General features: G+C 41.4%; 23 protein-coding genes. 19 read left to right on the top strand and 4 right to left on the bottom strand.

What is annotated here, in order from left to right; genetic code table 11:
- Nucleotides 1–319 precede the first annotated feature (319 nt).
- From WC259_RS03560 to WC259_RS03510, 11 genes are all read left to right on the top strand, one after another.
- Nucleotides 320–1,294 carry a helix-turn-helix transcriptional regulator gene (locus WC259_RS03560; RefSeq protein WP_372643202.1) on the top strand — a complete coding sequence of 325 codons (975 nt, stop codon included), beginning with the start codon at nt 320–322 and terminating at the stop codon, nt 1,292–1,294.
- Between the two features lie 588 nt (nt 1,295–1,882).
- The gene (locus tag WC259_RS03555; protein ID WP_011309932.1) at nt 1,883–2,506 is read left to right on the top strand and encodes a hypothetical protein; all 624 of its coding nucleotides are present in this window, start codon (nt 1,883–1,885) and stop codon (nt 2,504–2,506) included.
- Complete coding sequence (locus tag WC259_RS03550) at nt 2,482–4,227, top strand: ATP-binding protein (protein WP_034376052.1); 1,746 nt, start codon at nt 2,482–2,484, stop codon at nt 4,225–4,227. The genes WC259_RS03555 and WC259_RS03550 overlap by 25 nt, the downstream gene beginning before the upstream one ends.
- Nucleotides 4,228–4,242: 15 nt before the next feature.
- Entirely contained in the window at nt 4,243–4,920 is a 678-nt protein-coding gene (locus WC259_RS03545; protein WP_015407286.1) for a response regulator transcription factor, read from the top strand.
- A gap of 133 nt (nt 4,921–5,053) precedes the next feature.
- Complete coding sequence (locus WC259_RS03540) at nt 5,054–6,451, top strand: reductive dehalogenase (protein ID WP_372643198.1); 1,398 nt, start codon at nt 5,054–5,056, stop codon at nt 6,449–6,451.
- A gap of 63 nt (nt 6,452–6,514) precedes the next feature.
- Nucleotides 6,515–6,787, top strand: a complete 273-nt coding sequence (locus WC259_RS03535; protein ID WP_012984534.1) for a hypothetical protein — start codon at nt 6,515–6,517, stop codon at nt 6,785–6,787.
- Between the two features lie 751 nt (nt 6,788–7,538).
- A complete protein-coding gene (locus tag WC259_RS03530; RefSeq protein WP_011309926.1) occupies nt 7,539–9,080 on the top strand; it encodes a reductive dehalogenase in 1,542 nt (513 codons plus the stop codon).
- Between the two features lie 17 nt (nt 9,081–9,097).
- Complete coding sequence (locus tag WC259_RS03525) at nt 9,098–9,370, top strand: hypothetical protein (RefSeq protein WP_011309925.1); 273 nt, start codon at nt 9,098–9,100, stop codon at nt 9,368–9,370.
- 126 nt (nt 9,371–9,496) lie between these two features.
- Nucleotides 9,497–10,060, top strand: a complete 564-nt coding sequence (locus WC259_RS03520) for a YkgJ family cysteine cluster protein (RefSeq protein ID WP_227028526.1) — start codon at nt 9,497–9,499, stop codon at nt 10,058–10,060.
- Between the two features lie 44 nt (nt 10,061–10,104).
- Nucleotides 10,105–10,848: a radical SAM protein gene (locus WC259_RS03515; protein ID WP_015407285.1), complete on the top strand. Its 744-nt coding sequence runs from the start codon at nt 10,105–10,107 to the stop codon at nt 10,846–10,848.
- A gap of 50 nt (nt 10,849–10,898) precedes the next feature.
- Nucleotides 10,899–11,702, top strand: a complete 804-nt coding sequence (locus WC259_RS03510; protein ID WP_372643205.1) for a radical SAM protein — start codon at nt 10,899–10,901, stop codon at nt 11,700–11,702.
- A gap of 905 nt (nt 11,703–12,607) precedes the next feature.
- On the opposite strand, the gene WC259_RS03505 is transcribed toward WC259_RS03510, so the two are convergent.
- Together WC259_RS03505 and WC259_RS03500 are read right to left on the bottom strand one after the other, a co-directional pair.
- On the bottom strand, nt 12,608–13,279 hold the full coding sequence (locus WC259_RS03505) for a response regulator transcription factor (RefSeq protein ID WP_015407283.1): 672 nt from the start codon (nt 13,277–13,279) through the stop codon (nt 12,608–12,610).
- Nucleotides 13,280–13,287: 8 nt separating this feature from the next.
- Nucleotides 13,288–14,427 (bottom strand): PAS domain-containing sensor histidine kinase, encoded by a 1,140-nt coding sequence (locus WC259_RS03500; RefSeq protein ID WP_015407282.1) that lies wholly within the window; start codon nt 14,425–14,427, stop codon nt 13,288–13,290.
- 461 nt (nt 14,428–14,888) lie between these two features.
- Between WC259_RS03500 and WC259_RS03495 the strand changes: the two genes are divergently transcribed.
- The 7 genes from WC259_RS03495 (at nt 14,889) to WC259_RS03465 (ending at nt 23,004) form a co-directional block, all read left to right on the top strand.
- On the top strand, nt 14,889–16,406 hold the full coding sequence (locus WC259_RS03495; protein ID WP_011309863.1) for a reductive dehalogenase: 1,518 nt from the start codon (nt 14,889–14,891) through the stop codon (nt 16,404–16,406).
- Between the two features lie 377 nt (nt 16,407–16,783).
- On the top strand, nt 16,784–17,404 hold the full coding sequence (locus tag WC259_RS03490) for a YkgJ family cysteine cluster protein (RefSeq protein ID WP_015407281.1): 621 nt from the start codon (nt 16,784–16,786) through the stop codon (nt 17,402–17,404).
- Nucleotides 17,394–17,930: an OB-fold containing protein gene (locus tag WC259_RS03485; RefSeq protein ID WP_015407280.1), complete on the top strand. Its 537-nt coding sequence runs from the start codon at nt 17,394–17,396 to the stop codon at nt 17,928–17,930. The genes WC259_RS03490 and WC259_RS03485 overlap by 11 nt, the downstream gene beginning before the upstream one ends.
- Nucleotides 17,931–18,298: 368 nt before the next feature.
- Entirely contained in the window at nt 18,299–19,945 is a 1,647-nt protein-coding gene (locus WC259_RS03480) for a PAS domain S-box protein (protein WP_015407279.1), read from the top strand.
- A 7-nt stretch (nt 19,946–19,952) separates the two neighbouring features.
- Nucleotides 19,953–20,636, top strand: coding sequence for a response regulator transcription factor (locus WC259_RS03475; RefSeq protein ID WP_015407278.1), 684 nt, complete (start codon nt 19,953–19,955; stop codon nt 20,634–20,636).
- A gap of 466 nt (nt 20,637–21,102) precedes the next feature.
- Nucleotides 21,103–22,686, top strand: a complete 1,584-nt coding sequence (locus WC259_RS03470; RefSeq protein ID WP_059279995.1) for a reductive dehalogenase — start codon at nt 21,103–21,105, stop codon at nt 22,684–22,686.
- 36 nt (nt 22,687–22,722) lie between these two features.
- Nucleotides 22,723–23,004 carry a hypothetical protein gene (locus WC259_RS03465; protein ID WP_015407276.1) on the top strand — a complete coding sequence of 94 codons (282 nt, stop codon included), beginning with the start codon at nt 22,723–22,725 and terminating at the stop codon, nt 23,002–23,004.
- 217 nt (nt 23,005–23,221) lie between these two features.
- On the opposite strand, the gene WC259_RS03460 is transcribed toward WC259_RS03465, so the two are convergent.
- Nucleotides 23,222–23,911, bottom strand: a complete 690-nt coding sequence (locus tag WC259_RS03460) for a response regulator transcription factor (RefSeq protein WP_015407275.1) — start codon at nt 23,909–23,911, stop codon at nt 23,222–23,224.
- Between the two features lie 17 nt (nt 23,912–23,928).
- Nucleotides 23,929–25,098 carry an ATP-binding protein gene (locus WC259_RS03455; protein WP_372643190.1) on the bottom strand — a complete coding sequence of 390 codons (1,170 nt, stop codon included), beginning with the start codon at nt 25,096–25,098 and terminating at the stop codon, nt 23,929–23,931.
- A gap of 288 nt (nt 25,099–25,386) precedes the next feature.
- Between WC259_RS03455 and WC259_RS03450 the strand changes: the two genes are divergently transcribed.
- The coding region (locus WC259_RS03450; protein WP_372643187.1) for a reductive dehalogenase domain-containing protein at nt 25,387–26,028 on the top strand (642 nt) is incomplete at its 3' end.

Below are 26,028 nucleotides of genomic sequence, written 5' to 3'. Positions count from 1 at the left end.
TTCTACGGTTATGGAATTAGAAGAAGGATAAGGAATAGGAAGAATTCCCTGTTCCTCTCTTTTATACATGTACATTTACCCATCATGCCTGCACCGTCAGGAGAGTTTAGAACCTTTGGAAGAGGAAAACAGTCAGGCCGCCTTTGTGGCCAAGCAAGGTGGGGATAAGCCGAAATTTGTTTCAAGACGTATTTTATTGGTTTCGGGCGCCAGTCACTCTCCATCTTTAAATTGACTTGTTAAGAATATCTGGTATTCTCCTTATTGAAAATACTGGAATAATACCTATATAATGCCTATAATATATGAGTAATATTGAATGAATCTTCAAGAGAATAATAATTCTCCGGCAGTTTACCCTGTATCGGGCAAGCCTCAGGATACTGGTTCTTGTCTGAAGCCGATTTCGCTAACTGTTGAAGGTCAAACTGATGAAGTTGAAATAGCTTTGCGGGAGCGGGTTAAAGAACTGAACTGCCTGTATGGCATTTTTCAGCTGGCAGAGCGCCACCATTCCTCTTTAAACCGATTCCTGTTTGAGCTTTCCAATTTTCTACCTAATGCCTGGCAGTATCCTGATATCACCAAAGCTAAAATAGTTTTTAGAGGACACTCCTTTTTATCCACCGGTTTTCAGATTAGCAAATGGAACCAATCCTCTCCGGTTTTGTTAAATGGCGAACTGATGGGTGAGTGTACTATTTACTACACCGAGGAGCGCCCTGTTATTTACGAAGGCCCATTCCTTAAAGAGGAACGGATTTTGCTCAATAACGTTGCCGTGCAGATTGGCAATTTAGCTGGACGTATTGCCATAGATGAGGAATTGGAGGAGATTAACCGCCAGCTTAAACTGGAGCGACAGGCGTTACAGGAAGCAAATACGGCTTTGAAGGTTATTTTGTCTCGGGGTGAAGCTGCTCGGCAAGACATATATAATGATATCAACCAGAACGTTGACAAGATATTAAAACCTATTCTCCTGTCATTGGAGGCTCAACTTCCTCCTTCACAGAAGATCTATACCCAGCTGATTCTTTCGAATTTGGAGGGAATAAGTTCCTCCTTTGTGACAAGCCTAACTGGAGTTTGTAACTGCCTGTCACCCGTAGAGATTGCTGTTTCCAATATGATCAAAAACGGGCTAACTACCAAAGAAATTGCCAGTTTGAGGGGTGTTTCGGCCGCTACCATAAACCGTCATCGTGAGAATATCAGGCGCAAGTTTAAAATTATCAATCAAAGTGTCAATCTGTCGACTTTTTTGCAGTCTAATCTGAATATTTTGGAATAACTGATATTATAGCTATTCTTCTGGTTTAGGTTGTTCTTAACGGTTACGGGTCTATAGTATTGTCTAATCAGTTTTGAAGATAAGGATTACTCGAAACCAAATCCTTAGCAGGATATATAGTTTTGTAGCTACACTTGGGGTGTTTAACTTGACTGGTACCTCTGCTTCTGGTCATACAGTATTTCTTCGGAGACCTTACGGGCTTTTCTCCTTTGCCGTATGGGTTGGGCTTATGATACCGAGTATACCCGCTATTATTACCCCGTTTTTACTCAGATATAGAGATAGAGGTCTCTCGGACATCTATACTCCCCGTCCTGATATTTACGTTCGAATGCCCTCGCCTATTAAGGCCAAGTCACGTTTTTAGCTTTGGTGGAGACGGGGGGAGGGTTGGCTGCGGCCTGAACTGCGGATGGAGTTTGTTATTCTTGAGGGCTATATGGCTTTTTGAATGTGAAATCTGTAAGCTATTTGCGCTCTATTTGCTGACACTTTCAGTATAGACATGGTGGGATAGATTTTATACCTCGTCTGTTTTATATTTCCACATAATTTGTAATGAGATTGTGATAAAATAAGAGGGAATTGGAGGCAACCATGGTGGAAACCGTGAATTCTGATAATTTGAAGGGCCTTTGCCATTCTGCAGCAAATGATCAAGGATATTTGATATCTCAAATGAGCCAGCCGGAGCTGGTTTCTTTACTTGATAATACGATATACTCATGGAATCACCGGGAAATTCGCCCGTCACATATTTTATATATTATAGAGCATGTTAACCAAAGGTTGGGAACTCTTGATAAGGCGTATTTGAATGCCGAACCGGTTTCGGTGTGCTATTTTTCAGCACTTCAAACTGTAGGAGCTTTACTGGTTCAGACATATCTGGAGACAAAAGGATTTAAAACTGAACTTCACGGTATAACCGCCAATACCGATTTGGAATTGCTCATTAATAAATGGAATTGTAAAAAGCCGGATAGCATAGTTTTTAGTTTTTCTGCATTTCAGTTTATTTACAGCATTCAATCCTATTCAGATGAATTATTGAAAATAACCGACGATATATTCGCAGGCGGAGTAGTTTTTAATTTGGACGAATCTTTAAAGGATCTTCTACCCAGGTTTGTTTTTCCCGCGGATTTAACTGATTTGGCGAAATTGATTGATGGCAGATATTTATGCAAAAGCAAAAAATCGGAATAATCACCTGTGCTTCGATTCTTGACCAGGTCAAGGCTTGTCCTGTAACCAGCGAACATAAAATATATCCTCTGGCACCCTGCTGCCTGTTTTCCATCTCCCCGGATCTTCTAAAACATATTTTTAATGAGGCTTGCCTTAATAATGACGGGGCGTTGCTTATTTATGGGAACTGTCACCCCAAATTACAGCAGATATTAGCAGGATATGAAGATCGTATCATTAAACTTAAGGGTGATAATTGCTGGGAAATGATGTTGGGTGCAGAGATTGCTCAGGATTATCTGGCAAAGGGCGAATGGCTAGTCAAGAATACACTCTGTACATCTCTTAGAAAAGAAGTATTTGCATCTTATGGAGCCAACAGAGCCGAAGGCAACTTGATTCATAACTGCCACACGAAAAAGATAATCGCATACAAATTTGAACCTGATAGCCCCAGAGAAGAGGAAGTGGCTTCGTTTGCAAAAGCGTTTGATGTGCCCTTTGAGATTAAAGAAGGGGATATTTCAAGTTTCAATGATACATTGCTCCATGGATTAGATAGTGTCAAAGAGTTGATATCTAGAGATATAACCATCGGCGACAAGCGAATACTTGCCAGAAACGAGCTTAAGGAATCTGCCGTAAGCGAAGCATATTTTAAATTGGATGTTGTCAGTAATGAACTGCTCTTTATCAGTCCTCAGATAACCCATTTATTAGGATATACACCTGCTGAGTTTGAATATTTGTATATGTCAGACCACGAAGGCACTATGTATGCAGATAAGGAAACCTATCTGCGGGTATCCGAAGAAAGGTTTACATATTTTTCCAAGTGCTTGATGCGTGGTATTCAGCAGCCGGCTTCTATTGAATATCAGGTCAGACATAAAAATCAGACAAAATTGTGGCTGAGGGAAAGTTTCCAGCCCAAATACGATGATGACGGAACATTTGTTCCTTACTTCACAGGTAAGCTGGAGAATATAACTGTTTGGAAGGAAGCCGAGGACCATCTTCAAAAATCTTATGAAAAAGAGCTTCAACTTAGGGTAGCGCTCGAAAAAGAAGCCCAGAAGCGGATTTATTTTACATGGGCACTTGTCCATGAATTAAGAACACCACTTACCCCTATAATTTTGGCCAGTGATGCATTGCACAGTGTTGCAGTGGATAATAAACTCAAATCACTGGTAAATAATATCAATAACGGTGCCAGCGAACTTAATACCCGTATAAGTGAGTTACTGGATTTGGCTCGGGGTGAAGTGGGTATTTTAAAATTTGTTCATGAGTCATTTGATTTTAATGCTGTTATCCGCGAAATTAGCGAGTTTTTCATGCCTGAAATCAGGTTGCACGAACAGAAGTTTTCAGTTAAATTGGAATCCGGATTACCGGAAGTATCGGGAGACAGAGGCCGGATTAAACAGGTAGTTTCCAATTTGCTTGAAAATGCTATTAAATACTCTGGTAATGGATCTGAAATAAACATACAAACAGCTTTAGCGGGGCAGGAATTTTTGTTTACCATTTCAGATTCAGGTCCTGGTATACCTGAGGATAAGCTTGAAAATATTTTTGATCCTTACAGATGCGGCAACGAACTGCATCCAAGCGGATTAGGTTTGGGGCTTGCCCTTTCAAAGATGATAATTGAGAAACATTCAGGGAAGATATGGGTTAGCAGTGTAAAAAATAGCGGCTGTTCGTTCTCATTTACCTTACCGAAAGTATGAGTGTCATTAATTAATATGAAATTACTGATAATTGAAGACGATCCCCAGATAATAGATGCTATTTCCAGTGTCCTGAAGATAGTTTGGTCAAATATCCGTGTTTTATCTAGTACCAGCGGGAAAGGGGGAATTGAGTTAGTTGAATCTCAGAATCCGGATGCGGTTTTATTGGATCTGGGATTGCCGGATATAGACGGGTTTGATGTGTTAAGGCAAATACGGGCATTTTCTTTAGTCCCGATAATTATCATAACGGTTTGTGAAGATGAAAACATTTTAGTAAAAGCCTTTGAGCTGGATGCGAATGATTATCTGGTAAAACCATTCCGTCAGTTGGAATTGATTGCCCGTTTGAAGGCCTCTATGAAAAAGCGCCGTTTTATGGAAGAAGATTTATCTGTAACCTCTGCCAATATACATTTTGGAAGAACTGTTCAGGAAGTATATGTGAACAATAAAAGGCTGTTTTTAACCCAGACTGAAGGAAGACTTTTGTATCAGCTTGTTTCCAAAGTAGGCAAGGTTATAACCGTAACCGAACTATCGGAGGTGCTTTGGGGAGATTATATACCCGGTGCTTCTGATAATATCAAAAATTATATCTGCCGTCTTCGGCGAAAGATGGAAGAAGATCCTGCCAATCCTAAAATAATACTGAACCATCATGGTATCGGGTACTCTATTCCCGTTTAAATTTGAATCTCCGCATATATCCCCCTGTTTACTAAACAGTTACTATTAAATACTTAACTGGTATGTATTTCTACCCCTTGCGTTACGCCCTGTTTTATATCATTAGAGTACTAAAAATCTAATGGAGGGTGTAATGGTAAAAAGTCATTCAACACTGAACCGCCGCGACTTCATGAAAGCTTTGGGCTTTGTTGGAGCAGGAGTTGGGGCATTGTCAGCTGGTAGCCCTGTCTTCAAGGATTTGGACGAAATGGCCTCTGCAGGTTCCAGTAATAAGAGGGCATGGTGGATTAAAGAGGTTGATACTCCTACCATCGAAATTGATTGGGATATGCTGAAACGCCATGATGCCACTACTATACCTCAAGTTGCGTATGCCAGTTTTGTAGGGAAAGATGTGGCTGCTGCTCAGGGAGCAAAACAGAAAGCAGACCGTAAACAATGGATCGCAGAAGATAAATCTGGTTATACCCTGCGTGATTATGCACTCTTTGATGCGGCTGCTTATGGCTGGCAGGCAGGTTTTTCACATGACTTTCTCGGGGATACTACAGTTACTCCTTATGGCATGGGCAGCCCATCTGATCTCGGTTTGCCTGCTTGGAATGGCAGTCCCGAAGAGACTACCGCTATGATTCGTCAGGCCTTCCGTTTTCTTGGCACAGGCACTATTTCCATAGTAGAACTGAATGAGAATAATAGGAAACTGGTTTACGGCGTAGATTGGGACGGTAAAGCTATTGTTTTTGAAAACGTGGAAAAAGCTTACGAGACGGATAAAAAACGTGTGATACCTGAGAAATGCAGGTATGCAGTTGTGTTTTCTATGCCCATGTCAGAGGAGATGAACAAACGTGCTCCTACATTGCTGGGTGATGCAACAACCGCACTTTCCTATTCATTGAGCACGCTGTTTCAAATACGAGCTCAAAGATTTTTCCGTATGTTAGGCTATCAGGGTCTTGGCAGTTTCACCTATGTAAATAACACCAGTATTAACCCTGCATTGGCTGTTATAAGCGGTATGGGTGAGCAGGGGCGTCTGGGACAGTGTGTTTTCCCTGAATATGGCACTATGGCTAGGTTGGGAAGTGTCATCACAGATTTGCCATTGGTGCCGGATAAACCGATTGATTCCGGTGTCTGGAATTTCTGCAAAACATGTAAACTTTGCGCTTCTCATTGCCCTTCGGGTGCTCTTAATCCGGATGATGTTCCTTCCTGGGATGTGAAATACTCCGGTAATCACCCCGGTAAGAAAGTTTACCATTGTGACGGTATGAATTGTCACGGTTACTGGTATGACCTGACCAGCCTTTGTTCCATATGTGTTGCTAGCTGTGTCTTTGCAAAGAAAAACAAAGCAGGTATTCATGACATTATTAAAGCTACAACTGCCGTAACACCGGCCTTCAATTCGTTCTTCAGAACTATGGATCAGGCCTTTGGTTACAAGTATTCCAACAGAGATCCGGAATCTTGGTGGGATATAAATGGTGAGCCTATGTTTGGTATTGATTCAAGGTACTAATCTTAGGAGTTTAGTTCGATTGATTTGCTAATATAATATTAGTACAAAATGAGGAGTGATTATATGTGGTTTATCATGGGGACCGTTGTCGGTATCGTAATACTGGGTTTGTTTTGGTTAATAAAACGGAATAACCTATCTCTTACCTGGTATGAATGGGTAATCGGAATAGCAGGCTTTGCACTGATGCTGCTTACTGTTCAGAATTTTATAGGAAGCTTTCTGGAATATGAACCTAGAGCGGCTTATATGTTCCTGTTGGTTACCGGATTACCATCACTTGTTCTGCTGGGAGTAGCCTGGCAGTTGGCTGCTAGAAGGGTAAAGAAAGCCTAAGCAGAGTTTATAAATCATGCTGAAGCGGAGGATTATGTCCTCCGCTTTTTTATTTTCTTCAGGCTTAGTAAAACGCCCATGGATTTTTAACGTAATTGCAGTGTACCTTCGGTTAAATGCACCCCAATATTCCTCCCTTGAGCTTATATTGCATGTGTCACTAAATACTTATTAGTTAAAAATAGTACATATTTGTCTAAAAATCTAAGCATAATGGCTTAGTTAAAATACGCTATTTGGCTGATATAGTAATAGAATAAAGTCATTATAATAAAGATAGTAAACAACTACATAATACTAAAGAAACAATAGGTTGAACACAGGTACAAAAAAGATTTCACTGGATAGTATACAGGGATATTTGAGATTCTACTGCTAGAGAGGTCAAGTTGGTATTTGGTTTTTGTACAGGACCTTTGGTTGTGGTGGTTGATTAGTAGGTTTGAGTAAAACCTGAAAACTCTTAGTCAATATGGATTTTGCCTATAGTAGGCAAGTATTCCCCTTTGCTTATCTTTCAGGCATGCGGAAAATCAAAAAACAGCTTACGCCTTGGTTTGTTTCTGATTAAGCAAATATTTAACAAAGAGATTAGTTAACGATTATACACACATATACAGCCATATCCCTTAATAAAAGGTCTGATAGATATAACTGAAGTGAGGAGGTGATCATCTGGCAATTGGCGTTCGGGAAAGACCGAATGGCTCTTTAGAAAGACCTTGGAACCATATTTAAAAAGGAGAACCAAATGAGTAAGTTTCACTCAATGGTAAGCCGCCGTGATTTCATGAAAGCCATTGGTATGGCTGGAGCAGGTGTTGGTGCTGTAGCAGCCACTACTCCCGTCTTCCATGATTTGGACGAGCTTATGTCATCCTCTTCGGTAACACCGGCCAAGCGTCCCTGGTGGGTCAAGGAGCGTGAGCTTTTTAACCCTACCTCTGAAATTGATTGGGACTTGATGCAGCGCTTTGACAGGAAGAATGAGGCTCATTCCCGCCGTATTGCTACCATGTACAGGTCTGTTGAAACTATTGATGCGGCCGCAGTTACCCAGAAAAAGATAGATGCAGATCGTATAGCCAAACAAACCCCTGGTTTTGATACTAAATATCAGGCTCTTAAAGCCGGATACAGCGGCAGTACGGAATCACCTGCCTGGGCTTATCCTGGTATCGTAGATGAGGCTGACTGGGCCAAGACCCCTGAGGAACTGGGTATGCCCAAATGGTCAGGTACTCCGGAGGAAAATTCCCGGTTGCTGTACGCCGCCTTGCGGTATTACGGTGCCATGTTTATCGGTTATGCCGAAGTGGAAGACAAATGGCGGAATAAACTTTTCGTGAAAACAACCACTGATGCTGTACGAAATTGGACATGGACCCCCCAGAATCCTGATCCGCCGGAATCTGATGAATTACGCTATGTCTATGAAAATGTTGATCAGCCTTATTCCGAACTGCGAAAAGGAAGTACCGGCAGAAGTGCCGGCAAACATGTTATTCCTTCTAAACCTCTTTGGCTGATAACCATTGCCACCGGTGCTTGTATGGAAGCTACCAAGACACTTGATTCCACTATAAGTAAATCCAACAGCAGTACCGCTGATAATGGGCATGAAGCCCTAAAGGTACGCACCTTTAACTTTGTGCGGGCTCTGGGTGGTTGGAGAGCTTTCGGAGACGGCGGTCACCAGACTTCCGAATCCAACTTCAGTGCTGCCATGATCTTAACCGGTCTAGCTGAAAATTCACGTCAGGGCAACTATTGTCTTACTCCTGAAACCGGTCCTAACCATATTCCCTTTACTATGCTGACCGATTTCCCCTTAGTACCTACTAAGCCCATTGATGCCGGTCTGTTCCGCTTCTGCCACTCCTGCAAGAAGTGTGCAGATGCCTGTCCGTCACAGTCCATCTCTCATGCAGATGAACCTTCTTGGGATGTACCAGACGTAGACGGCAAACCCAGAGTATTCTGCAATCCCGGTCACAAAGGCTTCTGGCCTGACATGGCGGGTTGTAACTACTACTCCAAGGGTGGCGGTACCAGCGGCTGCTGGGTGTGCTATGCCAACTGCACCTTCAGTGAAGACAAAGCCGCCATGATGCATAACATTATCCGCGGTACTGTCTCTACCACCAGTTTGTTCAATGGCTTCTTCTCCAGTATGAGTAACACCTTTGGTTACGGACCTTATGAATCACCAGAGGTATGGTGGGATATGTCCCTACCGGCCTATGGCTTTGATAGTACTATTGGTGCCGCCAAGGGCGGTTACAGCAAATAAACGGGAGGTAATTAGATATGTGGTTTTTCATCGCCCTGATTGCTGGCGCTGGAATTATGGGTTTGGCCTGGTTGCTGAAAATCAAAGGCGTCAAACTCACCTGGTATGAATGGCTTTTGGGCATTGTGGGCTTTTTCCTGGTGCTTATGACCATTCAAAACTATTTCGGTTCTGTGGCCGAATATGAGCAGGAAGCGGCCAATATGTTCCTGCTGGTACTGGGTTTGCCCGCAGTTGTGCTACTGGCACTGGCCTGGTCTTTGGCTTGGCGCAGACGCTCAGCCACTTAAACGGGTGTTTAACAGTCTCCCCTGAAGCCGTTAAAAAGCCTCAGGGGAGACACTGGGTAACACACAAAATGATATGGCAATCAGATTTAGATCTTCATATAAAATCAGTGAGGGAATATGTACACAATGAATAAACCTCTACGGATGGATAGAGGAATTGATATTGGCATTCTTAAGTCAGAGCTGAAAAAGTATCTGACTGAAGAAGAACACAAACACAAGGGCAACATAGTTGGTAGTCAGAAGGTCTGTAAGCAGTGCGGGTTTTGTTGCCTTAGACAGCCCTGCGTACCTACCCCTAACGAATTTAACAAGGTTGCTAGTTATTTGAATATGACCCCTTTGGAGCTTGCCAGCAGGTATGCCGTAGTAAACGAAAGTGAAAAAGGTTTTTATATGTTATGGGCCAGGGAAACCCAAGCTGATATGGTAGGCAAATATTTACCTTTCCACCGTACTTATGACCGGGGGTACTGCATATTCTTTGATAAGGATATCCACGCTTGCATGATACATGATGTACGTCCCAGAACTGCCAAAGACACCAAATGCTGGGAAAAGAAGAAAAAAGATTTTAATGCAAACTGGACGCTTGAGCAAGTAAGAGCCGTTTTGCCGAATTTTAATCCTGATTGTGGCGGCCTGTATGTAGTGAATCAAAATGGAAAACTTGAGATGGTTTATATCTAGCACGATGGGCTTGATTTCATAGTTGAGGAATGCAGGTAAAAGTGATGACGAATATTTATCATATTTCTTATACACCGGAAACCAAGGAGATATCCCTGTTCTTCTGGGGGTGTAATTTTAATTGTCTTGGTTGTTTGTGCAAAAAAGAAACCCACAATTTTCTGCTGTCAGAACACTTACATCTGCCATTTGAAGAACCAACCGTGATTGCAGATTCCCCTGAACAATTTATCAGCTTTGGAGATCTCATAAAAACGCTGGATAAACTGGAAATAAAGAAAGTTTTGCTGGAAGGGCAGGAAGCCTCGCTTGACCCGCTGTATCCTCAAATTACCCAAGCCCTTCACAAAAGATATAGTAGTTACAATACCCTGTGCAGCAATATTTATAGCCTGCCTTCACTAAAGGATACTGATGAAATAGCCATCGGTCTCAAAGCTGTAACAGACAGCATTCATAAAGAGTATACCGGTAAATCAAACAGACAGGTTTTGGCAAATTTTATCAGTCTTAATCAGGCCGGTCTAAAATCATCAGTGGCTTCGGTATTTATTCCAGGTTTTATAGATATTGCTGAAACTGAGAACATTGCAGAATTTATTGCTCAGGTAAATAAGGATATTCCCTATCACATACTTCCATATTTCAAGTCTGGTTTTAATCCGTGGCGGCACCCTACCCATGAGGAAATGGAAGCTGCTGAGAAGACAGCCCGGAAACATCTTGGGAAAGTCCATAGTTGGAAAGGAGACGAGGAAATGAAATATGAGGTGGTAAAGATATTTTGACGAACATATATCATATTTACTATACGCCTGAATCCAAAGAAGTATCCCTGATGTTTTGGGGCTGCAATATACGTTGCCGGGGCTGTTACTGCAAAAGGAGAATATACAGCCCTATGCTCAAGGATTTTGTTGGACAGCATGTAAATGATGATCCCGGTCTGGCCGCTCCCCCGGAAAGATTCCTGAGTCTACACGAGGTTATGCAGGAACTGGATAAACTAGATTTTGAAAGGGTACTGCTGGAAGGGCAGGAAGCCTCATTGGATCCTGAGTATGCGGCAATAACCGAAATGCTCCACAAACGGTATGGGACTTACAATGTGCTCTTGACGAATTGTTATGAACTACCGGATTTGAAGGATACGGACAAAGTAGCCTTTGGTATCAAAGCTGTCAGCCCGGAGTTGCATCTGGATTACACCGATGTTCCCAACCAGCAGATTTTGCAAAATTTCTATGATGTATACAAGAGCGGTATAGACTTGGTAGTTGAATCCATTTATATACCTGGCTATATTGACTATCACGAAACAGAAAACATGGCCAAATTCCTTAGCAGCATAAACAAAGACATACCATATGTTCTGCTGCCGTATTTTAAAGCGGGCAATAATGTCTGGCGGCGGCCTACCCCTATGGAGATGGAAAATGCTGCTGAAGTGGCTAAAAAATACATGAGCAATGTATACCACTTTCGGGGTGATGAAGAAATAAAGCAAGAGGTATTAAGTGTCTTTCCGGAAGAAGGCAGCCTAACCTTTGGCAAGCCGACGCCTTTAGTTGGAAGTTTGGGATACAAACATGGGTGGAGGCCTGATTTACAGGAGAAGGTGCTGATTCAAGGAGCAGTATAGGATAAATACGCGGTATTAATATTCTTCCGGTTCTTTATCTCTCAGTTTCCATCCTGTAGCTATAGCTACAGGATGGAAACTGTACTGGTTTACATACAGATTGCCCTCTTCAGTTTTGCAAAATTAAAAGGCCGCTTGCTGCGGTAAGGCAAAGGCAAATTCTAACTGCAAAAGCGGCCTTTATTCTGAAGAGTGGTCAGTCAGAAAAGTAATTGTGTTTATTGATGTACGCTGTTTTAAAGGTGATGGCGGCCTCGGTAAAAATAATATTACCATCTCCACCGATCCTGTAAACAGGACTGCTAGCTTGAATAGATTGTACCTGATAGCGTAATCACCAAGTATAGATGGGACACTGTAATTTGAAACTCCCTAGGCTTCATATATTTTGACAAACTATTTAGGAGTCTGGTCTTAATTTGGCGGCTATGGATAAGTCCTATCTCCGCCACCAGATTCCCAAGAATAATTAGAGCTTAAAAGGTAAACCGACTATAGTTTGGGTATCTTAACTGGGTTTTTATTCCTGCTTATTTTATTAAAGCCTGTAGAGATTTTTCAGCTACCACTACCACTAACTCCCCGTCCATGTTTTTACGTTCAAATGGCCTGCTGGCCTGCCCTCATCCGTGACACCACTTTTTAAGTAGTTACCGTTGTTATTATTGTCTCCGGCGCCGGAGGACGATAACCAAGCTAGCTGTGAGGTCAGACGGGGAGGGTTGGTCTCTGCCTGAAACGCGGGGACTGGAATGGGCAGAAGTGGTAGTGACTGGCGTGCAAAATTTCGGCTGAGTCATCCCTGTCAGTTTCATGAGTGTTCGGATAATCCCACTTATATACAAGATACCACTTGATATTGACATGTCCATGGTTTCAAATCTGAATTTTAATAGCTACTGTATTTATGGATTTCTTAAGAAATAACCCAAGCCAGAACGGTTTACTATTATCGATGAAGTATTGGCCGCTTTTTCTATCTTTGCCCGCAGGTATTGAATATGAACCTTGAGTTTTTTGATATTTTCTTCATTATCTTCTCCCCACAAACACTCCGTTAGCTGAGCATATGTTGCGGTGTTGGGTGCGGCCAGAATAAGTTTTTCGAATAACAAGCTTTCATAAACGCTAAGACTAATCTTCTTGTCCTTGATATTGATAGTCCTCTGTGTTTTATCAAAACTGATATTACCGAAACTGAAATCATCGATAGTCTTTTTGCGGATTAATGCCTTAATTCGGGCAATTAATTCCATCTTCCTGGGTGGTTTGCTGATAAAATCGTTAGCTCCCAACTCTAGTGCCTTAACCACATCCAGTTCATCGGTTCTGGCTGTAATTACTATTATAGGTACATCTGTGAAGCGGCGGACCTCTCTGATTACATCAAAACCGCTTATATCAGGCAGGCCGATATCCAGAATAACAATTTCAGGTTGCCGGTCTTCTATCTTTTGAATACCCTGCTCACCGTTTGAGGTTACCATAATTTCCGCGTCAGGCCAGGTAAGCCTAAAAATGGACGAAAAGGCGTCAGCCGTTTTAAGATCATCTTCTATAATGAGAATTTTATTCATATATTTCCTTAATCTGGACTGCAGACCGGCAGGATAACCGAAAATTTGCTGCCCCAACCCAGTGTACTTTCGGCTTTGATTTCTCCATTGTGAAGTTCCACTATTTTTTTAGACAGAGACAGTCCCAGTCCCAAACCATCGGATTTGGTTAGAACATATGGTTTAAATAGCTTCTGCAGGTCATCATCTGAAATCCCTATTCCCTCATCTATTACATCCATTACTATTTCGCTATCTCTTGCGGTGCAAATCAAAACAATCTGCCCTTTTGGGGGGCTGAAGGTTATTGAATTGTTCAGGAGGTTTATCAGTACCTGTTTTAATCTGTAGGGATCAGCGTATATCAAAGGTAAATCCGGGCTAAAGAATATTCTCAGGTTTAATTGTTTATGATTAAGGCTGGAAGAAAACAGCCCGAATAATTCATTTACCAATTCATCTAAATATATCCAAGAACGGGTTATCTTTAATATACCTACTTCACCCTTGGCCATGTCGTAGAGTTCATTTATTCGTGTCAGTAGCTCCAGACTGGCAATATTAATATTATTAGCCAGTTTCTTGGATTCTCCTTCCAGATTATCTTCTAAGACTTCACTATTCAGCACGATGGGAGTCAATGGTGTTTTTAATTCATGTACCAGAGCTTTATAAAATTCAGTTCGTTGCTGAATTTGATTTTCAAGCTCTTGGCGAAGATTTTGTTCTGCCAGATGAAGATCCTGTGATTTCTTCTCAAAATTTTTTCTATCAGAAATATCTCTTATCACTGCCAGGGAGATAGGAGAATCATCAATTGCAATCATAGTGGCATGTATTTCCACATCCACTATGCTTCCATCTTTTCGCTTATGTTTGGCTTCGAAAAATACGTGATGCTTTCGTGTTAATTCCTGTCCCACCCAAGGTAAAACAATATCAACCTCTTCGTCAGGGTGCAAAAAAGCGGTATCGTGCAGAAGTAATTCGCTTCTGGAGTAACCGAAGTGTTTAATAGCCGCTTCATTCACTTCAATTATGGTTCTGCCGTGAGGGCCAACGCTTTTTATTTCGGATATTACAATAGGGTCACCGCTGAATTCAAAGATAGCTTTGTATTTTCTGTAAAGTTTCTGGAAATTAAGTCTTTGGGTTTTTTGCTCTTCCATTTGTTTGCGTAAATTGGTATTAGCTAGTCGTCGGCTGGTGAAAAGCATATGCGGATTGGATTTACGTTTTGTAGATAGCTTAGCAAGACTGATTCTATGGTTCGGGCTGTTAATCCCCGAAAATTTGGTTTTATTGCTCAATGCTATATACCTTATCACTTAATCTGCGGAATTTATCTTTATAAACCCGTAAACATTATACAACACATTTTATAGAGCAACCTATAGTTAGCTTCAAAACACATAACAAAAGGCGACATTTCCAAATATATAGTCACAATCCCTCTGGGAAGCGTGAATTTGTTTACTAATTTTACTATTTATTAACCTTTACCTTTTAGAATAGTCAAGTCATACCTGTGATTGGAGTATAGGTATGTTCAAAAACAAAGGAGGTGATGGGAAGCCAAAATAAACTAGGTGCAAAGTTTTTGGAATGCCTAATGTAAAGGAGATTATTAATGAGGACTCAACATTCCACAATTTCCCGCCGGGATTTTATGAAGGGTTTGGGACTTACTGGTGCCGGCATAGGGCTAACTGCCGGGGCGGCCCCGGTTTTCCATGACATGGATGAGTTGCTGACTTCGTCAGGTACTATTAACAAAAGGCCATGGTGGGTGAAGGAGAGAGAATTCAAAGATGCCACCACCCCGATAGATTGGCCTTCAGTTGAAAGACGCAAGTATTTCTGGGCTTATCCCATGACTGCTCATCAGGAAGCTATTCTTGAAGGGACAATGAAACCGGAAGATTTACCATATGAAGTGCAAAGAATACTTACACGTGAAGAACTTGAGGCACGGAACAAAGTTGTAATAGATTACTGCAAAAACGAATTTCCGGGATGGGAACCTGGTCCGGATGGTTTTGGTGATGTAAGAAATACCTCTCTGGCTCAGGTTAGTGAATTCTTTGGTTTTACCCGTTTCCCCCGCAGGTTACAGACCAATGGTAAAGTAATTAACTTGGCAAAACTGGTTTCGGATGCTGGCGGCGGAGACCGTATAGATGGCTTTCTCCCGCCCCTTTATGAAGGTGTAAAAACACCTGAAGAAATGGGAGTGGCCAAGTGGCAGGGTACGCCTGAGGAAAACCTGATGACCCTGAGGTCTGTAGCCAGACTGTTTGGGGCTGAGGACGTAGGTTGTGTAGAAGTTGACGAAGACATAAAGAAAATGGTTTTTGAAGCTGATATGGATGGCAAAAAGTATGTCTTTGAAGATGTTGATGAAGCCTACGAAACTGCAACCAAAAGGGTTATCCCCAATAAATGCAAATGGGTATTTACCTGGACTATGAGGCAGCCGCCCAATATGACCAGGCATCAGGCTGGCAGAAAAGAAAATGCCCCTACTTATATAACCTACATGAGAGGCCATTATCTGTCCTGCTATATCAAGGACTTTACCAGAGGCCTGGGTTACACCATGGTAGGTGCAGGCGGTACCGGCATAGGCTGCGTGGGTGCTACCGGCGGTTTTGCCGCCCTTTCCGGTTTGGGTGAACTTGGTAGAGCCTCTTATATTATCCATCCTAAATACGGCCTAACCAACCGGGCAATGTGGATGCACTTCACGGATTTCCCCATTGTTCCCACCAGACCCATAGACTTTGGGTCAAGAGAATTTTGCATGACCTGCAAAATTTGTTCAACCGCTTGCCCGTTCGGAGCAATCAAAACCGGTGATCCCACCTGGGAAGATGATACTATTTATGGCAATCCCGGTTTTCTCGGCTGGCGTTGTAATTATGACTTGTGCCCCCACTGCCCCATATGTCAGGGTACTTGTCCATTCAATACTGTACGTGATGATAAATCCTTTATCCATGAATTGGTAAGACTGTCAGCCAGCCATACCACAGTCTTCAATTCATTCTTCAAGCAGATGGATCTTAACTTTGATTACGGGCGTAAAGATCAGCGGGACTGGTGGAAAGAAGAAGACTTCCCGTTCGGCATTGACACAAGCTACTAAACGATATATCTGCATAGAAAGGAGCTACACCAATGTTATATTGGACAGGTTTAATTGTTGGAGTTGGTTTGGCCATTCTGGGTGGCTGGATTGTTATGACCAAACAGCTGAAATTCAGGTGGTACGAGCTGCTGATAGGCGCTGTTGGTCTAATTTCAGTGTTTGCGGCTGTTCAACATTACTTCTCATCTATTCGTGAATGGGAGGCAACTTCAGCTTGGCTGGGGGCTGTAGTGTTTGGTCTCCTGGGTCTTATAATGCTAGGAGTAGTATTCCAGTTGGTTCGCAGGCATAACAGAGCCAGATAAATTGGTTTTACGAGCCTTGGGTGCCATAAGCACCCAAGGCTACTTAAAATGAATGGAGGTGCATAGGATATGGATGCCCTGAGACCATTCGCTACATCATTAACATCCACCGAGGTCTCATCTTATCAGCGTTTAACATCTGAATATGAGAGTTATTGCCGTGGCCAGATGTCCAAACACTTTATGGCCGCTAAATTCAATTTTAAAACCTGCCAGCGTTGCGGATATTGTTGCCTTTGTTACCCGTGTATTCCCCGACCGGATGAAATTGAGCCAGCTTCCAAATATTTAAACCTTACCACTACTGAGCTGATCCAAAAATATATGGTAGTAGACACTGCTGATTGCCGTATATTCTTTTTAAGGTGGGCCAAAGAAGGGCAGGAGGATATTACTGGTGCCCGTATTCCTCCTTGGAGAACGTATGATCGTGGATATTGTATCCTGTTTGATAACGAAACAAAGGGATGCCGTATTCACCCTGTTCGTCCGGTAGAGGCCAGAATTATCAAGTGCTGGGATTCCAAGACCGGGAAAGATAAAAAGCTCTGGGGAATGAACGCATGGGGTCAGGATGATATATTAAAGTTCCTGCCCGATTTTAACCCAAAATATTTCAGAACCTGCAGTATAAGTCCTGGTTTGCCGCCTGATAACGGCGCATTTTCGGCGGCAGATAATGAGGCATAGTAATGCTCATTTACGACAGACTGTCCATGCATTATCAGTAGCACTTGTGATAGTAGCAGGTGTGGTGGGGAGTGTTGCATTTTGTATAAATACAGTTTTAGACTCGCTCAAAGTAACACTCCCCACAGTTGAATATATACCTCTGGTAACAGATATCAATCCGGAAATCATTTCTGTGACCGCCGAAAAAATGTATCAGGATTATAATTCAAATATAGAATCTGCTAATGATTATTATATGGACAAACGGATCAAAGTTGAAGGTAGACTAGCAGAATTTGCTCTAGGTGATATGGGTGAATACTGGATAAAGCTGGAGACCTCATCTGGTTCTGCCAATATTCTTTGTTATTTCAGTCCGGCGTATCAGTTAATAGAGGCCGAGGTGCAAAGTATGATTGGTCAATTGGTTACAATTTCCGGGGTTTGCACAGGTATGCAGGGTGGTTTAGTGGTGCTGAAGCCGAGTTTTTCCTGTGACCTGCCGATAGAGCCGGGGAGTGTAACGGTTGTTTGTTGTTCCTAAGTTCAATGAGGTTTACCCAAATTTATTTTGGATAATCACTCAGATATTACTGAACTAACATCAATACTCTGGCCGATGCAGATCTATTTGTGGTTTGGCAAAATCGACGGTATTCACCACTTTTTAATATTTTATTCGCTAATTCGGAAGGTTTTTGGTATTACTGCAAACAGGATAAAGATTGGGATAAGGGTGGTATTATCCAGGGAGTAACCTTTATATAGTCCTAATCCTAAAAATCTGCCAGAAATTGCCTTACCCAACTGGGATTAAATAATATCAGAATGTCTAATTTATAGGGATCTTGAGCAATGGATAAAACAACTAATACTATTCTAAGTAATAATGAATTGTGGTAACATAAAAATATGCAAGCTAAATTGGGAACGTTATCTCTGCATTTGAGGGCGGATTTATTTGAAGCTGCTACCGAATGTATGCCGAATTTGGTTATTGGTTTTTTGCAGGATGGGCGTATCATTTATGCAAATAAAGCTACCCTACTCCGGTTAGGGTATAAACAAAAGCAGCTTAAAGGTATGTCTATTCGGGATATCTGCCCGGAAATTTCTGTAGATAACTGGCGTTTGTTGTGGTTAGATATAAGACAAAATAAGTCTATTCAGTTGTCAGCAAAATTTCATACACAAGGCAGGGGGCTGATTGATATAGATTCAACCGCAACTTATATTTCCTCAAATGCGCGTGGTCTGGGTTTTATTTGTGGCAGGGATAGTATCCCTGCCACAAATAATGTTCAGGTTATAGATAATCGGGCCAGCCAACTGGAACAGATTATCACCGAAAGGACCCATCAGTTAAACGAAACAAAAAATGCCTTAGAGAAAGAGATTATCAAGAATAATACTGTTATAGAAAAATATAAAAACCTTTCCAAGCGATATAAGTTGTTTTTTAATAGCAGCAATGATGCCATAATTGTAACCCGGGTTTACAATTCAACTGTGAATGGCAGGATTATACATGAAGTAAATGACCGTGCTTGTCGGGCACTGGGTTATACGCGCGAAGAGCTTATTGGCAGAAGTACGGCTGATATACACCCTCCGGAAGATTGGACCAGTATGTTGCCTTCTATGGGTGTGCATTTAATTAAAGACAGGCACGTTGTGTTTGAATCTACCCATATGACTAAATTGGGCAAACGTATTCCAGTGGAAATCAGTTCTCATTTATTTACTCTCCAAGGAATGCGAATGGGTTTTTCAGTTGTGCGTGATATCACAATGCGAAAAATGAGTGAACAGGCCCTGTTACAATCACTTGAACAAGAGAAATTATTGCGGAATGAACTTGAAGAATCTATGAGCAAGAGGATTGAGTTTACCAGGGCACTTGTTCACGAATTGAAGACCCCGTTGACGCCCCTGATGGGAGCCAGCGGGGCATTAACAGACAGGGTTGATACCGAACCTTTGATTTCCTTAGCCAGATGTATACGAAAAAGCTCTGAATCTTTAAATAAAAGGATTCAGGAATTACTGGATTTCAGCAAAGGTGAAATTGGCCTTCTGAAGTTAAACCGTGTATCAGTTGATCCAGTACAACTTATCCAGGAAGTTTGCGAGTATGTACAGCCACTGGCGAAATCTAAAAATATAAAAATGCAGGCAGCTATACGAGGGAATCTTCCTCGAATATGGGCAGACGAAGAGAGATTAACCCAGATCTTACTTAATTTAACAGATAATGCTTTTAAATTTACTCCATCTAAAGGTAGCATTACCATTTCAGTTGAAACTGTGTCAGACCAGTTGGTATTTAAGGTTACTGATACAGGAAAAGGTATGAGTGAAGAAAAACAGCGGAGTTTGTTCAACAAAGACAAGACGTATGCCTTCACAGATAAAGATATACAAAGCGGATTACAACTGGGGCTGACACTTTGCAGAATGCTGGTGGAACTGCATGGAGGTAAAATTCAGGTGTCCAGTCGATTAGGCGAGGGCTTCGAAGTTATGTTCAGTATTCCGGTATTGGCACCTTCCAAATGAGGTTTAAGTGAATATTATACTAATTGAAGATCAGGAAGATGTTGTAGAGTATATGTCTATTGCGCTTAGAATGTGCTGGCCGGATATAGAAATTCAATCTACAGCATCTGGACAAGAAGGTATAGATCTGGCGGCAAAGGGAACAGCAGATTTAATAACTTTGGATTTGGGATTATCGGATGTATCTGGCTTTGAAGTGCTAAAAGCGATCAGGTTATTTTCGCAGGTTCCTATAATTATCATTACCGTTAGGAGTGATGAGATAGATATAGTGAAAGGCTTGGATTTGGGTGCCCAGGAGTATATTGTAAAGCCTTTTGGGCAAATGGAATTTTTAGCTAGGATTAGGTCATTGCTAAGATGGAAAACGGTTAACAGGGAAGGCTTTGTATTTACTTGTGGAGGCCTTTATTTGAATACTAGAGACTTAGTACTTCAATACCTAGGCCACACAATCAAATTAACCAGGACTGAAGCAGTGATTCTTCGCGAATTGATTAAAGCCGAAGGGAAAACGCTCCCTTATAAGTTATTATGTGAACAGGTCTGGGGAGACAATTGCCCATATGGCAGCGACAATATAAAAGTTCATATCCGTAACTTGCGTGTTAGAATTGAATCTGACCCCAATATACCTCAGTTCATATTTAATAAGTTTGGTATTGGTTATTATATCAGTACCTGCAAGTAACATTTTTATATCTTTTTACCCTCAAAATTTCACTAGATATTTACTATTATTTTACCTCGTTTTCACTTGCCCCCACTTTTTTTTAACTACAGTTTGTTATCCTTCTTATGTAACCTAGCTTTTAGATTGCCCAATTATGCCTTGGTGTGTCTGCATGGCTGTGTGTATTTTAAAAGTGGGAACAATATGAAGGGAGTATGAATGGATTTTCTCGTCATAACCGATTTCAGGTGGATGTTTTAAGAAACTCAGATGGCTGTTTGCCTAAGGGCAATCCTGAATGGTGTTGTTCTTAGGACTTTAGCTAGACCAAGTGGGCAGGATTTGGGATATTCGCCTGGTATTGTTCTTCTGGATGTTGAAACGCAATCAAGAGAACCATGAAGGAGGAAGTATGTTTAATGGCATTCGGGAAAGACCGGATGACATTCGGGAAAGACTGAGAAAATAGTGAAGAGGAAAAAGAATGTCCAAATTTCATTCGGTAGTAAATAGAAGAGAATTCATGAAGGGTCTCGGTTTAACCGGTGCTAGCTTGAGCGCTATTGGTGCTACTTCCCCACTGTTTCATGACTTGGATGAGGTAATGAGCTCGGATACCGCCCGGACAAAACAGCCGTGGTGGGTAAAGGAAGTAGACAAACCGACAGTTGAGATAGACTTTAAATTAACTGAACGTTACGATCAGATAAGTCGCCTCATCTATTATAACCAGCCAAAATACGTTGATCCAGCCGAGATTGCTGACCTTACCAAGCAGGGTCAGGATAACTTTAAGAAACACATGGCAGCCGGTGACCCAGGTCAGGATATAAAAGGTCTTGCTTTATGCGAGGGTGGTGTGTTCGGCTGGAGTTCCTCACATGGTGACTTTCCTGAGTACTTTCTAGGAGACCCCTTTGCTAAGACCCCTGAAGAATGGGGTATATCCAAGTGGCAAGGTACACCTGAAGAAAATAGCCGTGTTATCACTGCTGCAGCTAAATTATTCGGTGCTTGTATTACAGGTTTTGCACAGATACAGAATGAAGATTTTAAGAAATACTTCTTTATCAGAGGGCGTGACTTTGAAGGCCCGGTAATTGACGATCCTTCTGATGCAAGACTTGGTAAATCAAGACCGGGCAATATGCTTGTGTCATCCGGAGGAGGATTTAGTCTTGTCCCGGCTCAGTATTCCTTCGGTACTTCTGCCAGCCCGATACGTGAACTGGTATTCGAAGATGTAGATAAGCCGTATTCTACTGATTCAAAAAAAGTAATACCGAACTCTTTCAAGAGTGTCATTGTAATGGCTGTACCTCAAGATCCCTATCTGACCAGATTAGGGCCTTCTGCGGTTCCTGGTGATGGGCGTATTACGGGTTTTGCAGCTACCGGTCAATCCTATGGTTTTCTATCCATAGTTCAGCGCCGGTTCCAGAAGTTTATGAAAACTCTGGGTTATTCGTGTCTGGGGGGTGGAACCGGGGGCTTGGCTCCAGTAACCTCTTGGGGGGTCTGGTCAGGTCTCGGAGAAATGAACCGCATGAATCCAATGTTGATTCCAGAGTGGGGTACTATGATTCGCAGTACAATCATCTTTGTATCTGATATACCCATAGTTCCGACTAAGCCCATAGATGCTGGCATGTTCCGTTTCTGCCATACCTGTCGGAAATGTGCTGAAGCTTGTCCCTATCAAGCGATTTCTTTGGAGAATGAACCCACCTGGGAGGCACATAACGCAGCAAATTGCTCAGGTGCCAAGAAGTTCTTCTTGAAAGCTGAAAACTGCATGAAGCATCGTCTTGTTATGGGCAAGGACTGGCTTGGTTGTGATAATTGTATGAGCAGTTGTCCCTTTGGCGAAGGTTCAACATCTTTTATCCATGCCTTTGTTAAGTCTACTCTTGCCACTACTCCGGTCTTTGATAGTTTCTTTTATAATATGTCAAAGTCGTTTGGCTATGGACATTTTGCAGATCCGGAAGAGTGGTGGCATGGTGATCATGCAGTTGGCGGTCCCATCAATACCGTTGGTACACGATGGCATGATTCTTGGACTTAGTACGAGCTAGTATAGTAATCGTAAAAGGAGAGGTTTATGTGGGGTATCATTTTTGCAATAGTTGTTGCATCTGTTGTTACTTGGCTGGTTTCTTGGGCTTTATCGCATAAAATTGCCATTAAATGGTTTGAATGGCTTTTGGCTGCAATAGGCCTGGTATTTTTAGGTGCAGCTTTTCAACATACACTAGGAGAAGCATACGAGGGTTTATACAAGGCAGCCTGGCTGGGTCTTCTGATAATGGGTGGTATAGGTGTTGTATTAATAGCTGTTACTATACAGAGTATCCGGCGGAGAAACAACAGCCAAAACGGTTAATCTATTCTGAGCTTGCATATTTATTTGATATGTAACCGGTAGTAAAACTGTATCGTAGAGCCACAGTCCCAATATTAAGGTCTATACTCAGTTCTCTAGTTCATCAGAGTTCTGAGTATAGACCAAATTATTGTTTGTTATGACCTGCCCTCCGAAAACGAGACCAGTTTCATGTTAGACTGGAAAATAAGTGGTAACTACTTAAAAAGTGGTATCACTATCGGGGGCAGGTCATTTGAATTGAATAACCTAGATTAGCATGGCTGATGATTAGAGTAGGATGACTAGGGTCTACTTCGAGTTTTCTTCGTAAGCGTAAAACATATACTCTTAAACTGTCGACAGCGCCTGTGTAACTTTCTCCCCAGATTGTTTCTGAAAGGGTTTCATAACTCACGATATTTCCGGCGTTCTCTGCTAATTTCTTCAGGATAAGCCCTTCCGTAGTTGTCAAATATATCTCCCGTCCATTGTATTGAACAGTACGATATGAATAGCTGAAATTTAAAGGACCATACATAACTGTTGAATTACCTTGGACAGGGCCATTTCTGCGAAGTGTTGCTTTCAATCTGGCTAGAAGTTCCATCTGCCCGAATGGTTTACAAATATATTCATCAGCCCCGGCTTCAAGACCTCGAACGATATTGCTTTCTGCTGTGCGCACAGTCATTATGACTATAGGGATATTTGAGAAAGATCGAATTTGTTTTAAGACATCAATACCATCAATATCGGGTAATCCTAAGTCAAGGAGAATCGCATCAGGGCTATCTTCTTCAACATGCTGTAGCCCCTTTTGCCCACTATTTGTAGTAATTATTTGAGCGAATGGCCAGCCGACTCTAAATGCTAACTGAATACATTCGGCAATCTCTTTATCATCTTCGATTATTAATATTTTCATTATGTTAAATCTTTTTATTACAGATTTTCATGTTTTGTATATGGAATAAATAACTTAAAAATACTCCCGCTAGGTTTATTATCTTCTATTTTTATTGTTCCTCCATGAAGCTCAATCAAATATTTGCATAGAGCAAGCCCTAATCCTAATCCTCCCGCTTTGGTAGGATTCGCTTTCGAACGATAGTAAGATTGAAATATTTTCTCCTTTTCGCTATGAGGAATACCAGTCCCATTATCCTCAACATGAATATAAAGCTTAGATTCCCTGCAATATACCCTCATAATTATTTCCGCGCCTTCTGCAGTAAATTTAGATGCGTTATCCAGTAAATTCAAGACTATTTGCCGGATTCTATCTGCATCAGCCCAGAGAGGTGGTAAATCCGGTGAAATGTATGTTCTGAATAGGTTCTTATTCAACAAAGTTCGTGATTTAAACTCAGACACGACTTCATTTAATACACTGCTTGGATTAATCCAATCATATTCTAGATTAAGGATGCCTACTTCACTACGGATTAAATCAAAATGTTCATCTACACGATTATTGAGGTTAGATGCGGCACGGAAGATATTTTGAGTCAGCAATATAGCAGTTTCATCTGTGACAATTTTAGTTAGTACTTTACTGTTACATAAAATAGGAGTAAATGAAGTTTTAATTTCATGAACTAAACCTCTAGCGAATTCAATTCGCTGATGGATTTGATTTTGTAGTTCTTGTCTAAGTTGTAATTCCTTCTCATAGCTTAATATAAGATCCTGCTCAAATTTTTTTCGTTTAGTGATATCATGGTGTATTCCAAAGCCAATCAATCTGCCATTGAGTTTAACCACATGTGAACTTAATTCAGTTGGAACCCGTCTGCCATTTTTCGATAAAAATGTTATTTCGCGTATTATCTTTCTATCTGTCCCCGATTTTTGTCGATCAATAAATTGTCTTGCATTGTGATACAAATCTTCAGGGGTGATATCTATTGGTGAGAGACCGATCAATTCGTCATGTGTATATCCCAGCATGCTGCAGAATACATCGTTTACTTCAATGAATTGACCAAATGGACCTTTTGAAAGGTCTATTATTACTAAACCATCATTAACGAAATGAAAGAAATTAATACAGTACGGGTGAAGTAATTCCTTTGGGGAATCCCTATTGATACCTATCTGCTTATTTACCAATTTATTGCCTTTATGCGATAAGTATTAAGAACAGTCGCAATATTGAGATCAATGTCAAATAACGCTATTTATCCTCAATTATAACTCTAATATGTATGGTTGAGACCCAATATATAGAAATTGTAACACCATATTAATAAATTGTAATCAATATTTAGGCATTCTTTTATGAGGAAGAATTATATTTAGGCATAGATTCAATTAAGGGAAAGGAGGAGTGCCAATGATGGGAGCACATAAGGAATAGGTGCTTACTAATGTCTACTATTAAAAAAGAGGAGACTAATTGTGTCTAATTTTCATTCCATTGTATCTAGAAGAGATTTCATGAAAGCACTTGGTCTTGCTGGGGTAGGTATAGGAGGATCAGCTGCAGGCGCACCAGTTTTTCATGATTTAGATGAGCTTATCGCCTCAGAAGGTTCGTCATATTCCTCGTCACCTTCGGCAATCCATAATGCGCCTTGGTGGGTGAAAGAGAGGGATTATGAAAACACGACTACAGAGATAGATTGGAGCCAGATAATACGCCTTGACCAAGGTAAAGATTGGCAGAAACTTTATCCTGACCGACCTCAGTATGGTTCTTTTCGTATTCTTCTTAACTTACCGCAAGATCCAGATATGATTCCTGATCCAGCTCCAATACTAGAAGGTTATATTAAAAACAAATATCCTGAGTGGAAAGGCACTCAAACAAGAGATCATGCATTGCAAGCAGCTAACTCTGCTACTTTTGGTCACATTTCTTTTCTTGGCGTAAATATGTTTGGGGATTTGAGAACTAGAACTCCCGAGCAATTAGGTGTGCCAAAGCACCAAGGAACCCCTGAGGAAAATCTCAAGATGTGTCGAGCTTTTTTAAGGCTTGTTGGCGCCCATGATGTTGGAAATGTACCGCTTACAGAAAATACGCGCAAGTTAATATAT

Origin of the sequence: Dehalococcoides sp. (genome assembly GCF_041654235.1) — a bacterium.
Lineage (GTDB): Bacteria > Chloroflexota > Dehalococcoidia > Dehalococcoidales > Dehalococcoidaceae > Dehalococcoides > Dehalococcoides mccartyi_B.
This window is presented reverse-complemented; position numbering and strand designations above follow the sequence as displayed.